This is a genomic window from Streptomyces sp. NWU339, from assembly GCF_003143855.1.
In the GTDB taxonomy this organism is placed as follows: domain Bacteria; phylum Actinomycetota; class Actinomycetes; order Streptomycetales; family Streptomycetaceae; genus Streptomyces.
Genome location: NZ_QFRK01000002.1, coordinates 223007 through 235612, shown reverse-complemented (window position 1 = coordinate 235612; position 12606 = coordinate 223007). Strand labels below are relative to the sequence as shown.

12 protein-coding genes are annotated in these 12606 nt (G+C 71.9%); 6 read left to right on the top strand and 6 right to left on the bottom strand.

Translation table 11 applies throughout. From position 1 onward, the window contains the following. The first annotated feature begins 102 nt into the window (after nt 1-102). Complete coding sequence (locus tag DIZ27_RS04070) at nt 103-1221, top strand: magnesium and cobalt transport protein CorA (protein ID WP_109376876.1); 1119 nt, start codon at nt 103-105, stop codon at nt 1219-1221. A gap of 79 nt (nt 1222-1300) precedes the next feature. After that, nucleotides 1301-1831, top strand: a complete 531-nt coding sequence (locus DIZ27_RS04065; RefSeq protein ID WP_109376875.1) for a hypothetical protein — start codon at nt 1301-1303, stop codon at nt 1829-1831. A 21-nt stretch (nt 1832-1852) separates the two neighbouring features. Here the strand turns inward: DIZ27_RS04065 and DIZ27_RS04060 are convergent, their stop codons facing one another. Beyond that, nucleotides 1853-2647: a hypothetical protein gene (locus DIZ27_RS04060; protein WP_109376874.1), complete on the bottom strand. Its 795-nt coding sequence runs from the start codon at nt 2645-2647 to the stop codon at nt 1853-1855. Nucleotides 2648-2879: 232 nt separating this feature from the next. Between DIZ27_RS04060 and DIZ27_RS04055 the strand changes: the two genes are divergently transcribed. The 3 genes from DIZ27_RS04055 to DIZ27_RS04045 are packed head-to-tail and all read left to right on the top strand — an operon-like array spanning nt 2880 to nt 6043. Next, a complete protein-coding gene (locus DIZ27_RS04055) occupies nt 2880-4268 on the top strand; it encodes a magnesium transporter MgtE N-terminal domain-containing protein (protein ID WP_258308222.1) in 1389 nt (462 codons plus the stop codon). Next, the gene (locus tag DIZ27_RS04050) at nt 4258-4866 is read left to right on the top strand and encodes a DUF1003 domain-containing protein (protein WP_109376873.1); all 609 of its coding nucleotides are present in this window, start codon (nt 4258-4260) and stop codon (nt 4864-4866) included. The genes DIZ27_RS04055 and DIZ27_RS04050 overlap by 11 nt, the downstream gene beginning before the upstream one ends. Nucleotides 4867-4909: 43 nt before the next feature. Then, on the top strand, nt 4910-6043 hold the full coding sequence (locus DIZ27_RS04045; RefSeq protein ID WP_109376872.1) for an Mrp/NBP35 family ATP-binding protein: 1134 nt from the start codon (nt 4910-4912) through the stop codon (nt 6041-6043). A gap of 134 nt (nt 6044-6177) precedes the next feature. Here DIZ27_RS04045 and DIZ27_RS04040 read toward each other — a convergent pair whose 3' ends face one another. The 5 genes from DIZ27_RS04040 to sigE all read right to left on the bottom strand — a co-directional run bounded on the left by DIZ27_RS04040 (nt 6178) and on the right by sigE (nt 11635). Next, nucleotides 6178-6855, bottom strand: a complete 678-nt coding sequence (locus DIZ27_RS04040; protein WP_109376871.1) for a hypothetical protein — start codon at nt 6853-6855, stop codon at nt 6178-6180. A gap of 236 nt (nt 6856-7091) precedes the next feature. Further along, a complete protein-coding gene (locus DIZ27_RS04035; RefSeq protein ID WP_109376870.1) occupies nt 7092-7562 on the bottom strand; it encodes a sec-independent translocase in 471 nt (156 codons plus the stop codon). 235 nt (nt 7563-7797) lie between these two features. After that, on the bottom strand, nt 7798-9621 hold the full coding sequence (locus tag DIZ27_RS04030) for a S1C family serine protease (RefSeq protein WP_109376869.1): 1824 nt from the start codon (nt 9619-9621) through the stop codon (nt 7798-7800). A 164-nt stretch (nt 9622-9785) separates the two neighbouring features. Then, nucleotides 9786-10865, bottom strand: a complete 1080-nt coding sequence (locus DIZ27_RS04025) for an anti-sigma factor (protein ID WP_109376868.1) — start codon at nt 10863-10865, stop codon at nt 9786-9788. Beyond that, nucleotides 10862-11635 carry an RNA polymerase sigma factor SigE gene (gene sigE / locus DIZ27_RS04020; RefSeq protein ID WP_181383363.1) on the bottom strand — a complete coding sequence of 258 codons (774 nt, stop codon included), beginning with the start codon at nt 11633-11635 and terminating at the stop codon, nt 10862-10864. The genes DIZ27_RS04025 and sigE overlap by 4 nt, the downstream gene beginning before the upstream one ends. A gap of 162 nt (nt 11636-11797) precedes the next feature. Here sigE and DIZ27_RS04015 point away from each other — a divergent pair, with 162 nt between their 5' ends. Then, on the top strand, nt 11798-12496 hold the full coding sequence (locus DIZ27_RS04015; protein WP_109376867.1) for an O-methyltransferase: 699 nt from the start codon (nt 11798-11800) through the stop codon (nt 12494-12496). Nucleotides 12497-12606 lie beyond the last annotated feature (110 nt).

The following is a 12606-nucleotide window of genomic DNA, read 5'->3' as shown; positions in this document are numbered from 1 at the left end:
TCTCGGAGGCAGGGACAATCCCTGGTCAGGACGTCCTCATTCCGGGTGGTTCCACCCGTCGCACCGGCGCCTTTCGTTGCCCGTTTCGCGAAGGAGCCCGCCATGTCGATGATCCGCGACCTGCGCGCCGTGGTCCGTCCCTCCCGTGTCTCGCCGCGCAAGGAGAGCAGCGCCCCCTACGACAGCACCCGCGACCCGGCGACGACCACCGCGGTCGTCGACTGCGCCATCTACCGCGACGGCCGGCGCGTGGCCACCGAGAGCCCGCTCACCCCGCAGGAGGCGATGCGCCTGGTGCGCCGTGACTCGGGCTTCGTGTGGATCGGCCTGCACGAGCCGACCGAGGACGAATTCGCCGGTATCGCGCGCGAGTTCGGGCTGCACCCGCTGGCCGTGGAGGACGCGGTCCAGGCCCATCAGCGGCCCAAGCTGGAGCGCTACGACGACTCGCTCTTCACGGTCTTCAAGACCATCCACTACCTCGACCACGACCGGCTCAACTCCAGCAGCGAGGTCGTCGAGACCGGCGAGGTGATGTGCTTCACCGGCCGGGACTTCTTCATCACCGTCCGGCACGGCGGCCAGGGCTCCCTGCGGGCCCTGCGGCACCGCCTCCAGGAGGACCCCGAGCTGCTGGCCAAGGGCCCCTCGGCCGTCCTGCACGCCATCGCCGACCACGTCGTCGACGGCTACATCGCGGTCGCCGACGCGGTGCAGGACGACATCGACGAGGTGGAGACGGAGGTGTTCTCGCCGGGCCGGGGCGGCACGCCGCGCGGTACGGACGCCGGCCGGATCTACCAACTCAAGCGCGAGGTACTGGAGTTCAAGCGGGCGGTGTCGCCGCTGCTGCGGCCCATGCAGCTGCTCAGCGAGCGGCCGATGCGGCTGGTCGACCCGGAGATCCAGAAGTACTTCCGGGACGTCGCCGACCACGTGGCCCGGGTGCACGAGCAGGTGATCGGCTTCGACGAGCTGCTCAACTCCATCCTCCAGGCCAATCTCGCGCAGGCGTCCGTGGCGCAGAACGAGGACATGCGCAAGATCACCTCGTGGGCCGCCATCATCGCCGTGCCGACGATGGTCTGCGGGGTGTACGGCATGAACTTCGAGTACATGCCGGAGACGGACTGGAAGTACGGCTACCCGGTGATCCTCAGCGTGACCGTGATCCTCTGCCTGGGCATCCACCGCACCCTGAAGCGCAACGGCTGGCTCTGAGAGAAGGGCCGGCTCCGGGGGAACGGCCGGCTCCGGGAGAAGCCCTGCCCCCGAGCGGGCCCTGGATAGGCTGGGCCCCATGACAAGTGCGACCAGTGCGCTGTTCGACCGGGCCCTCATCGAGGAGGCCACGAAGAAGTCCGGCCTCGTCTGGGTCGAGGGGCCCGGTGCCCCGGCCCGGCCGCTGTGGCACGTGTGGCACGAGGGTGCGATGTGCCTGGTCGGTGACGGGCCCGGGGAGCAGCCGCTGCCGGGGCTGGCCGACGGCGTCTCGGCCGAGGTGACGGTGCGCAGCAAGGACAAGGGCGGCCGGCTGGTCTCCTGGACCGCGAAGGTCGTGGAGCTGCCGTCCGGCTCCGAGGAGTGGGACGCGGCGGTCACCGTGCTCAAGGGCAAGCGCCTCAACGCACCCGACGGCGAGGCGATGACGGAGCGCTGGGCCCGTGAGTGCCGCGTCCTGCGCCTGGAGCCGACCGGGGCGACGGCGCCGTTGCCCGACGGCTCGCTGGCCGGGCCCCCGCTGCCGACCCCGGTGACGACCCGGCGTCCGCTCCCCGCGGGCCTGCCCCGGCTGCTGGCGGGCAGACGGGGCCCGAAGAAGCACCGTTAGCCGGTCGCGGCCCCGCCGCGGCTACGAGGCCGGGAGCTGTCCGCCGTAGTCCAGGGTCTCGCTCTCGGCCGGTTTCTCCAGGGCGAAGTCACTGCCCCAGGCCGAGAAGGTGAGGGTGCCCGCCTTGCCGGCCCGCACCAGGCGCAGGGGATACGGCTTGCCTTCCAGGGAGACGTCCAGGGTGCCGCCGGAGCCCTGGTCGCCGGCGATGCGGATGCACCGGACGCCCCCCTGCTCGTGGTGGCCGTCCGTGGCCAGCTTGCCGTGCAGGGTCAGCAGTGCGCCGAGGAGGACATCCTTGTCCGCGAAGCCGATGAACTTCTTGTACGACGGATCATTCTCCGGCACCTTCACGTACTTCTCGGCGAGCTTGCCGGCCACCGCCGTGTCCGACGCGCCGCCGCCCTCGTCGCCCACGGCCTCGCCCTCCGCGGCGTCCTTGTCGCCCTTGCCGTTCGCCCAGAAATCCGCGTCGGCCTTCAGGAAGAGCTCGTCGTCGACCTTCAGCAGCCTGAACGTCTGCCCTCCGGCGGTGACCGAACCGATGCCGCCCTCGGGTTTGAGCTGCATGTCGAGCTTGTAGGTGCTCCCGCTGGTGACCACGCTTCCGTGCAGCCGCACGGTCTCGACCGATGTGGCGGCCGTCAGGGTTCTCTTCTGGATCTCGTCGGCGGTCAGTCTGCCGACACCGTTGGTGCCCTCGTTCGGGTCCACTTCCTCGGAGCATCCCGTGAGCGTCATTCCGGTCACGAGCAGCACGCACACGGCACGCGCCAGCGCGGCCGTGCGGGACCGGCCCTGGGAGATCGGAGTCACAGGTTGCGCTGCCTCTCTGATGGGGACCTGAACGGCGTACCGCAGATTACCGGGGCCGTACGGCCCGGGCGGAGGCAGTCCGTCCGGGCTGGCCCTCGGGCACCGGCCATCAGGACGGGCTAGCCTGAAACCCACCTGAGCAGGGCACCCGGACACCGAAGGTGGGAAGAGACAGGGACAGAGCGAGCAGCATCACGCACGGCACGACCCCGTATGAAAAGGAGCCGCCGCCATGGCAGCGGGCGCCCCCCGGTTCTTCGTCTCGCACCTCTCCGGCGTCGCCGCCTTCGATCCCGCCGGCGACCAGGTGGGGCGCGTGCGCGATCTGGTCGTCATGCTGCGGGTCGGCCGCCGTCCACCGAGGCTGCTCGGCCTGGTGGTCGAACTCCCCACCCGGCGCCGCATCTTCCTGCCCATGAACCGGGTGACCGCCGTGCAGTCCGGTCAGGTCATCACCACCGGTGTGCTCAACGTCCGGCGCTTCGAGCAGCGGCCCACCGAGCGGCTCGTCTTCGGTGAGCTCCTGGACCGCAGGGTGACGCTGGTGGAGACCCACGAGGAGGTCACCGTCCTCGACCTGTCGGTGCATCAGTTGCCGGCCCGTCGGGAATGGGAGATCGACCGGGTGTTCGTCCGCAAGGGCAAGAAGGGCGGAACGTTTCGGCGCGGCAAGGGGGAGGCACTGACCGTCGAGTGGTCCGCGGTCACCGGCTTCTCCCTGGAGGAGAAGGGGCAGGGCGCCGAGAACCTGCTCGCCACCTTCGAGCAGCTGCGCCCCGCCGACCTGGCCAACGTCCTGCACCACCTCTCCCCCAAGCGCCGCGCCGAGGTCGCCGCCGCCCTGGACGACGACCGCCTGGCGGACGTGCTGGAGGAGCTGCCCGAGGACGACCAGGTGGAGATCCTCGGCAAGCTGAAGGAGGAGCGCGCCGCCGACGTCCTGGAGGCCATGGACCCCGATGACGCCGCCGACCTGCTCTCCGAACTGCCCGAGGCGGACAAGGAGCGGCTGCTCAGCCTGATGCAGCCCGCCGACGCGGCCGACATGCGGCGCCTGATGTCGTACGAGGAGCACACCGCGGGCGGTCTGATGACGACCGAGCCGATCGTGCTGAGGCCCGACGCGACCGTCGCCGACGCGCTGGCCCGCATCCGCAACCCCGATCTGTCCCCGGCGCACGCGGCCCAGGTCTACGTCTGCCGGCCGCCGGAGGAGACCCCGACCGGCAAGTACCTGGGCACGGTCCACTTCCAACGCCTGCTGCGCGACCCCCCGTACACCCTGGTCGGCTCGATCCTCGACGACGACCTGCAGCCGCTGGAGCCGGACGCGGCGCTCCCCGTGGTCGCCGGGTTCTTCGCCACGTACGACATGGTGGCGGCGCCCGTGGTCGACGAGGCGGGTGCGCTGCTGGGCGCGGTGACGGTGGACGACGTACTGGACCACATGCTGCCCGAGGACTGGCGGGAGACCGAGTTCCATCTGGACGACAACAACGACAACAACGAGAACAACGACCACAGCGACAACGGCGGTGACAGCGACAACGCGCACGCCACCGACGAGACGAACGGCAGGGACGCCGAGGACGGCGACGGGGTGGTGACCGATGGCTCCTGAGCGAGAGGGCGGGCGCGAGCGCCTGCCGGCGGGCGCCACGGCTGCCGGGCGCCCGCGTACACCCCGGCTGGACCAGCCGCGCGCCCCTCGGCGCCGGCTCCTGCCCGAGTGGGACCCGGAGGCCTTCGGGCGGCTGTCGGAACGGATCGCGCGTTTCCTGGGCACCGGGCGGTTCATCGTCTGGATGACGGTCGTCATCATCGTGTGGCTGGTGTGGAACGTGTCCGCGCCGAAGGAACTGCGCTTCGACGAGTACCCGTTCATCTTCCTGACCCTGATGCTGTCCCTCCAGGCCTCCTACGCCGCCCCGCTGATCCTGCTCGCGCAGAACAGGCAGGACGACCGCGACCGGGTCAACCTGGAGCAGGACCGCAAGCAGGGCGAGCGGTCGATCGCGGACACCGAGTACCTGACCCGGGAGATCGCCGCCCTGCGGATCGGGCTCGGGGAGGTCGCGACGCGGGACTGGATCCGCTCGGAGCTGCAGGACGTGGTGAAGGAGCTGGAGGAACGCCACAACGGACACCGGGATCATCACGGCTCATTCCCCGCGATGCGGGCGCAGCGGCCTCCGGGACGTGACGCAGACGACCACTGACGGGCTTACCGGGGAATGTACCGGGCGCCGTACCATCGACATCATGGCTACGGAAGACGCGGTGCGCGAAGCACTGGCGACGGTGAACGACCCGGAGATCAACCGGCCCATCACCGAGCTCGGCATGGTCAAATCTGTGGAGATCGGTGCGGACGGCGCGGTCGCGGTCACCGTGTACCTGACGGTCTCCGGCTGCCCCATGCGGGACACCATCACGCAGCGGGTGACGGACGCGGTCGCCGGGGTCGAGGGCGTCACCCGCGTCGACGTCACGCTGGACGTGATGAGCGACGAGCAGCGCAAGGAGCTGGCGAACGCCCTGCGGGGCGGCCAGGCCGAGCGCGAGGTGCCGTTCGCCAAGCCGGGCAGCCTGACCCGGGTGTACGCGGTCGCCTCCGGCAAGGGCGGTGTCGGCAAGTCGTCGGTGACGGTGAACCTGGCGGCGGCGATGGCGGCCGACGGGCTGAAGGTGGGCGTCGTGGACGCCGACATCTACGGTCACTCGGTGCCGCGCATGCTGGGTGCCGACGGGCGTCCGACCCAGGTCGAGAACATGATCATGCCGCCGTCCGCGCACGGCGTGAAGGTCATTTCCATCGGCATGTTCACCCCGGGCAACGCGCCGGTCGTGTGGCGCGGCCCGATGCTGCACCGCGCGCTGCAGCAGTTCCTGGCGGACGTGTACTGGGGCGACCTGGACGTGCTCCTGCTCGACCTGCCCCCGGGCACCGGTGACATCGCGATCTCGGTCGCCCAGCTGGTCCCGAACGCCGAGATCCTGGTCGTCACCACGCCCCAGCAGGCGGCGGCCGAGGTGGCCGAGCGGGCGGGTTCCATCGCCGTGCAGACCCACCAGAAGATCGTCGGCGTGGTCGAGAACATGTCCGGTCTGCCGTGCCCGCACTGCGACGAGATGGTCGACGTCTTCGGCACCGGCGGCGGCCAGTCGGTGGCCGACGGGCTGACCCGGACCACGGGCGCCGACGTCCCGGTGCTCGGCTCCATCCCCATCGACGTGCGTCTGCGCGAGGGCGGCGACGAGGGCAAGCCGGTCGTCCTGTCCGACCCGGACTCCCCCGCCGGTTCGGCGCTCCGCTCGATCGCCGGCAAGCTCGGCGGCCGCCAGCGCGGCCTGGCGGGCCTGTCACTGGGCATCACGCCGCGCAACAAGTTCTGAGCGCTCCAGCGGCCCGTGAGGGGCCGGGAGCCACCGCAGCGCACTCACACGGGGGCGCCGTCCACCAGGGCGGCGCCCTTCGCCCTACGGGGCGGCCGCACGGGTCCGTACGGGACTCCCGCACGGACCGCGGCTCAGGCCCCCGCGTAGGCGCTGATGTCCTTGACCACGGCGAAGCCCAGGCCGTACGCGCTCATGCCCCTGCCGTACGCGCCGACGTGCACACCCGCCTGCGTCGATCCCGCGAGCACCCAGCCGAACTCGGACTCCCGGTAGTGGAAGGGCGTCGGCACCCCGTCCACGGGGAGGGACAGCGTCGACCAGTCCGGTCCGGCGAGGTCGTCCGCGAGCACCCAGGCCGTCTCCGTCTGCTGCTCCAACCAGTCGTCGCGCAGGGAGTGGTCCATCTGGCCCGGCCAGGTGAACGACAGCAGCCCCACACCGGCGAGCCAGGCGGCGGAGGACACCGAGGTGGCCTCCAGCAGGCCGGTGCCGTCCGCGCTGCGGCGCACCGGGTTGGCGGCCACGGTCACGGCGACCGCGAACTTCTCCTTGACCTCCTGGCCGTTCCCGGCCGTGTACTCGCTGCGCACCGAGGGCTCGTCGCCGTGCCCGATCGACCCGTGCTCGACGACCCCGTCGGCCGTGGCCCCGACCTGCATCAGCCAGCGCCGCCCCGTGAACGCCTCGTCGAGGCCGTACCAGGGGAAGGGCGCGCGCAGGTAGCCGTCGACCGTACGCCAGGCGGAGGGGGCGTGTCCTCCGTCCTCCGCGGCCGCCGCCTGCGCGACTGCCCGACTCGTCGTCTCCATGCCCGGACGCCTCCTCGCTCTGGTCGGACCGGGGCGGCCCGCCCCCCTTCGGGCGTACTCGTCCGGACCGCACAACAACTGGGGCAGCATAGCCACCTCGTCGGCGCGGGCCGGGAAAAGCGCCCGGCGCGTGGGCCGCTTGGATGTCCGGTTCAGGCCGTGCGGGGCCCCTGCGGAGTATGAAACGCGTCACGTGCGCCAGGGCTGTGTTTCCACGGATCCGCGCAGGGTGTGCCTCAGGTGGCGTCCGCGTCGAAGGGCGGGCGGTCGTCGGCGGCCGACGGCTCGGGCTTCTTCGTCATGTCGATGCGGCCACCCCCAGAAGACGCAGAGGACGCAGAGGGAGCGGCAGCCGCGGCAGACCCGGCAGAGGACGACGTGGAGTCGCGGCCGTGGACGGCGTCCGTGACGTCGGCCATCTCCTTCTTCAGGTCGAAGCCGCTGCGGATCTCCTTGAGCCCCAGCTCGTCGCTGTCCAGCTGCTTGCGGATGAACGTCTTGGGGTTGAGGTCCTCGAATTCGAAGTCCTTGAACTCCGGGCCGAGTTCCTCGCGGATGTCCTGCTTGGCACTGTCCGAGAAGTCGCGGATCTTCCGGATCGTCCTGCTCACGTCCTGGATGACCTTGGGGAGCTTGTCCGGACCGAAGACGAGCACGGCGAGGACGACGAGCGTCACCAGCTCGAGCGGTCCTATGTCATTGAACACCTGAAGCTCCTTGCGATGTTCTCGGTCCTCGGCCCTCGGCCCTCGGTGGTCGGTGCGTCAAATCGTCCGTGCGCCCGTACGTCCGTGCGGCCCTCCGTGGTCCGGGCCGGATCCACGGTACCCGCCGCCCCGTACGACCGGTACTGTCCCGTGGCTTCCGGGCGCGTGCGGCGGGGGCTCTTCCCCGCCCGTTCGCCTTCTCGTGGCGTGCGGTATGCCTCGGTCGCCGCCCCGCTCAGTCACCGCCGGAGGACCCGAGCACCAGCGAGACCTCCCGCTCCTCACCGTCCCGTTCCAGGGTGAGCTCCAGCCGGTCCCCGGGGCGGTGGGCGCGGGTCTTGACGATGAGTTCCTCACCCGAGTGGACGCGGCGGCCGTCGACCTTCGTGATGACGTCGCCGGCCTTGATCCCGGCCTTGGCTCCGGGGCCGCCGGTGCTGACCGGGGGCCCTCCGTCGCTGCCCCTGGTGCCGACGCGGGCGCCGTCACCGGTGTAGTCCATGTCCAGGGTGATGCCGATCACCGGGTGGGTCGCCCTACCGGTGTTGATCAGTTCCTCGGCGACGCGTTTGCCCTGGTTGATGGGGATGGCGAACCCGAGTCCTATGGAGCCCGCCTGGCCGCTCTCCCCCTCGTCGCCACCGCTGCCGGCGGAGCGGATGGCGGAGTTGATGCCGATCACGCGGGCCTGGGCGTCGAGCAGGGGGCCGCCGGAGTTGCCGGGGTTGATCGGCGCGTCGGTCTGCAGGGCGTCGACGTACGACACGTCGCTGCCGTCGCCCCGCCCGCCGCCCGCCGTGATGGGGCGTTCCCGCGCGCTGATGATGCCGGCGGTGACCGTGCCGGCCAGGTCGAAGGGGGCGCCGATGGCGATGACGGGATCGCCCACCCGCACGTTGTCCGAGTTGCCGAGAGGCAGGGGGTCCAGTCCGCTGACGCCCTTGACCTTCACCACGGCGAGGTCGTAGCCGCTGTCCCGGCCGACGAGCGTGGCCCTCGCGGTGTCGCCGCTGTGGAAGGTGACGGTGATCTCGCCGTCGCTTCCGGCGGGCTGCACGACATGGTCGTTGGTGAGGATGTGCCCGCGGCCGTCGAGCACGAACCCGGTACCGGTGCCCGCCGACGCGGCCCCGCTGACGTGCAGGGTGACGACGCTGGGCAGCGCCTGCGCGGCGATCCCGGCGATGCTCCCGGGGTCCCGTCCGGCGGGCTCCTCCCCGGCCTGCGGCAGCTCCACGGCACCCACACCACCGTTGCGCTCCAAGTGGGCGCCCACGATTCCGCCGACGACGCCGGAGGCGAGCGCGACCACCAGCATGAGGCCGATGAGCTTCCTCCGGGCGCGCTTGCGCCGCTGGTTCTTCGTGGGCTCCGCGACCCCGGTCTGCTGCAACGGCGCACTCGCCCCGGCGGCGGGCGCCGCCCAGGGGTCGTAACGCTGCCAGGGGTCGGCTGCCGCCGCGGCGTCCGTGGCGGAGGCGGCCGGGGGCGTGGGTGCGGTGTGGCTCGCGGCCGGGGCGCCGGGCTCGAGCACGGTGGGAGCGGTGGGGGCTGCGGCGGCCGGGGCGGGCGCGCCGGGCGCCGGCATGCCCGACGCCGGATGCCGCACCGGGGGCGGGACCGCCGTGTCCTGCGCGGGAGTTGCCGCCGGATGCTGAACCGGGGGCGCCGGCGCCCAGGGCCCCGGCTCGCCGTACGGCGGGGTGCTGTAGGGGTCGGGATCATGCAGCGGCCGGGGCTGCTCGGTCTGCCCCAGGCCGTACCCGGCGGGCTCGACGGCCCCGGCGAGGCGGCCTGCCACCGCCGCCTCGCCGGTCTCCGTGGCGTCCGTGGCCTCGGCGCTCAGGGGCCGGTGCAGTTCGTAGTCGCCGCCGGGGGCGGTCGCAGGTACAGCGGGCCACGCGAGTTCGAAGTCTCCGTCGGCGCCCCGCGCACGCTCCCTGTCGGGCTCCGTGTTCCGATTCACCACCTCGGACGGGGTGGCTCCGGCCGCTGCCGGCTCGGCGGACTCCTCCTGCTCCCCCGTCGGGCCCGCCTTCGTGGGCTTCCCCTCGTTCATGCTCTCCCCACAGCTGGCCGCAGATCGTCGACTCCGTGGCTCCGTACGTCTCCGCGCGTCAGAGCCGGTCCGGCACCCGGCTGCAGTCGGCCTGGGCGCGCCACCTGGATTCAATCAGGTTCGCACGCCCGTGCGCAGCGGACGGGGTGGGGTCGGTGCACCGGTCAGCGGAGCATGCGGGAAGCCGCCGAGGACGCCGAGGACGCCGAGGACACGGTGGGGGCCGGAGCCGCGGTCGCACCGACCGTGGAACCAGTGGCCGTGGAACCGGTCGCGGTGGTCCCGGGGGCCGCGGGCCCATGGGTGGTGGGGAACGAACCGGGTGCCATGAGCCCGGAGGTCGTCTCCCACGCGGACAGCACGAGCGGCGGGGCCGTGCTGAGTGGCGGTATCAGCGGGGACACCAGGGCCGCGTCGGCCATGACCGGGGCTGCCAGGGCACTGTGGTGCCGGTGGGCGGGCGGCGGCACCCCGGGGAGCAGCGGCGCGGAGGCCTGTGCCGGAACGTCGCCCGAGGCGCTCTGCCCCTGCGGCTGAGCGACCGACGGTGCGGTGCCGCGGCGCCGCTGGGAGTCGGGCGCCGTCGTCGCCGCGCTGCCCTGGGTGCGCATCGGAGTCACGTTGCTGCCGTTGCCCGAGCCGCGGGCCGCCGTGTCGGTGGGCGTGACCCCGGCCACACCGCCGAGGGCGATCGCGGCCAGCGACACCGCTCCGGCGGCAGCGGCGGCGAACCGCAGCCCGCGCGAGGCGGGCCGGTCCGGCTCCGGTCGGCTGACGTCATGGATGCGGAAGCCCCGGCCGGCTCCGATCGCGCCCGCCGAGGGGGTCGACAGCGGAGCATGCCGGCGGGAGGGCGCGTAGGCGAACTCGAACCGCTCGCCACGACTGCCGGTCCCGAAGACTCCGGAAGCCCCGGAGATCCGGCCGTGCGGCCCGGACGGGTCGCCCGGCAGCCCTCCTCCGTTCAGCGGCGAGCCACCGCCCAGGTCACCGCCCGCAGGCAGGCCCTGGAGGCGGGCCAGGAAGCTCTCGGAGGGCGGTGGCGGGGCCGCCTTCGCGAAGACGTTCTTCAGGCGGCGCTGCGCATCCACCTCCGTCTTGCATTTCGTGCAGGTGGCGACGTGTGCCAGTACGCGCTCGCGCGCGTCATGACCGAGCTCTCCGTCCACCAGGGCGGAGAGTCGGTCTCCCAGGTGCTCCTCTGCGAGGTGTCCCTCGGCAGGTTTCGGCCGCGATCCACTCACGCGCTCGTGCCCCCTCCCCCCAGTGCGGGGACACACGGCACGAAGGAGCGGCGCTCCGCGCGCGCCTGTGGCGAGCGGTGAGCGAGGGCCTTGCGCAGCTGGGAACGCCCGCGGTGGATCCGGGACCGGACCGTGCCGAGTTTGACGCCGAGGGTCGCGGCGATCTCCTCGTACGACAGTCCCTCGATGTCGCAGAGGACGACCGCGGCGCGGAACTCCGGAGCGAGGGTGTCGAGGGCCTGCTGGACGTCCGCGTCGAAGTGGGTGTCGTTGAAGACCTGCTGGGGGGTGGGCTCCTTGCTGGGCAGCCGCTCGGCCGCGTCGTCGCCCAGCGAGTCGAACCGGATCCGCTGCTTACGGCGCACCATGTCCAGGAAGAGGTTGGTGGTGATGCGGTGCAGCCAGCCCTCGAAGGTGCCCGGCGTGTACGTCGACAGCGAGCGGAAGACGCGGACGAAGACCTCCTGGGTGAGGTCCTCCGCGTCGTGCTGGTTACCGGTGAGACGGTAGGCGAGCCGGTAGACCCGGCCGCTGTGCGTGCTGACGATCTCCTCCCAGGTGGGCGGAGTCCACGCCTGCCCGTCCGCGTCGGTGGAGAAGCTCGCGGTCTGGGCCGGCTCAGCGGCGTGGATGTGGTCAGCAGCGGTGTTGTTCACGGATTTCGGCCTACCCGCCGATCCGAGGAAGCGCTTCAGCGCTCCGCCCCGATCCACAGGCGCAGCCGCACCTCCCCTATCGGCTCTGGTGGTGTCCAGTGGAGCCCCTACCATAGCCACCTCGCCCGTTAGCTCCGGATAAGCGGTTTTACGAGAAATTGATCTGGGCTGCCACGGCTCGTGGGCCTGCGTCAGCACTTGCTCGGTGTCCTCGCTCACTCGCTTACCCCCCTCACGGCACACGCCGCTCGCTCTTCCCCTTGAACGACCGGTCCCATCAGTGGGTTCCCGGCGCCAACGGATAAAGTCACGCCGAGGCAACCACGGGGACAGGAGAGGGTCATTACCGCCAACCGGCAGACGAGCTGGGCGTTCTCGGACGCCTATGTCGCCGAGGACGAGGCGCTGCACTGGGCCCGGGACCGGGCTCGCGAGGCAGGGCTGCGCTCGGTGGCGCCCGGTACGGGCGCGGCTCTGCGGTTGCTCGCGGCCACCGTGGACGCCAAGGCGGTCGCGGAGATCGGCACGGGATGCGGGGTCTCCGGGGTCCACCTGCTGCACGGCATGCGGCCGGACGGGGTGCTGACCACGGTCGACCAGGAGCCGGAGCACCAGCAGTCGGCCCGCCAGGCCTTCCGCACGGCGGGCTTCGCCGCCAACCGGGCCCGCTTCATCCCCGGCCGGGCCCTGGACGTCCTGCCCCGTCTCGCGGACTCCGGCTACGACCTCGTCTTCTGCGACGGGGACCGGCTCGAGTACCAGGACTATCTCGCCGAATCGTTGCGCCTGCTGCGCCCGGGAGGCCTGGTCGCCTTCGAAGGGGTCTTCGCGAGCGGCCGGACGGTGGACTCCGGCCCGCAGCCCACCGAGGTGCTGCGGCTGCGGGAACTGGTGCGGGCCGTGCGCGAGAGCCAGGAGCTGGTGTCGTCGCTGCTGCCCGTGGGCGACGGGCTGCTCTGCGCGGTGAAGCGGTGAAGCGGTGAGCAGGTGCACAAACACGCGCCCAGGCCACCAGGCAACGCTCTGACTTGATCAAACAGTCGCCCCGGTACCGCGTGCGGCACCGGGGCGACTGAACTGAAACT

Coding starts and splice junctions, on each gene's coding strand:
- DIZ27_RS04070 (WP_109376876.1), top strand. CDS start 103: ATGTCGATGATCCGCGACCTGCGCGCCGTGGTCCGTCCCTCCCGTGTC.
- DIZ27_RS04065 (WP_109376875.1), top strand. CDS start 1,301: ATGACAAGTGCGACCAGTGCGCTGTTCGACCGGGCCCTCATCGAGGAG.
- DIZ27_RS04055 (WP_258308222.1), top strand. CDS start 2,880: ATGGCAGCGGGCGCCCCCCGGTTCTTCGTCTCGCACCTCTCCGGCGTC.
- DIZ27_RS04050 (WP_109376873.1), top strand. CDS start 4,258: ATGGCTCCTGAGCGAGAGGGCGGGCGCGAGCGCCTGCCGGCGGGCGCC.
- DIZ27_RS04045 (WP_109376872.1), top strand. CDS start 4,910: ATGGCTACGGAAGACGCGGTGCGCGAAGCACTGGCGACGGTGAACGAC.
- DIZ27_RS04040 (WP_109376871.1), bottom strand. CDS start 6,855: ATGGAGACGACGAGTCGGGCAGTCGCGCAGGCGGCGGCCGCGGAGGAC.
- DIZ27_RS04030 (WP_109376869.1), bottom strand. CDS start 9,621: ATGAACGAGGGGAAGCCCACGAAGGCGGGCCCGACGGGGGAGCAGGAG.
- sigE (WP_181383363.1), bottom strand. CDS start 11,635: ATGGTAGGGGCTCCACTGGACACCACCAGAGCCGATAGGGGAGGTGCG.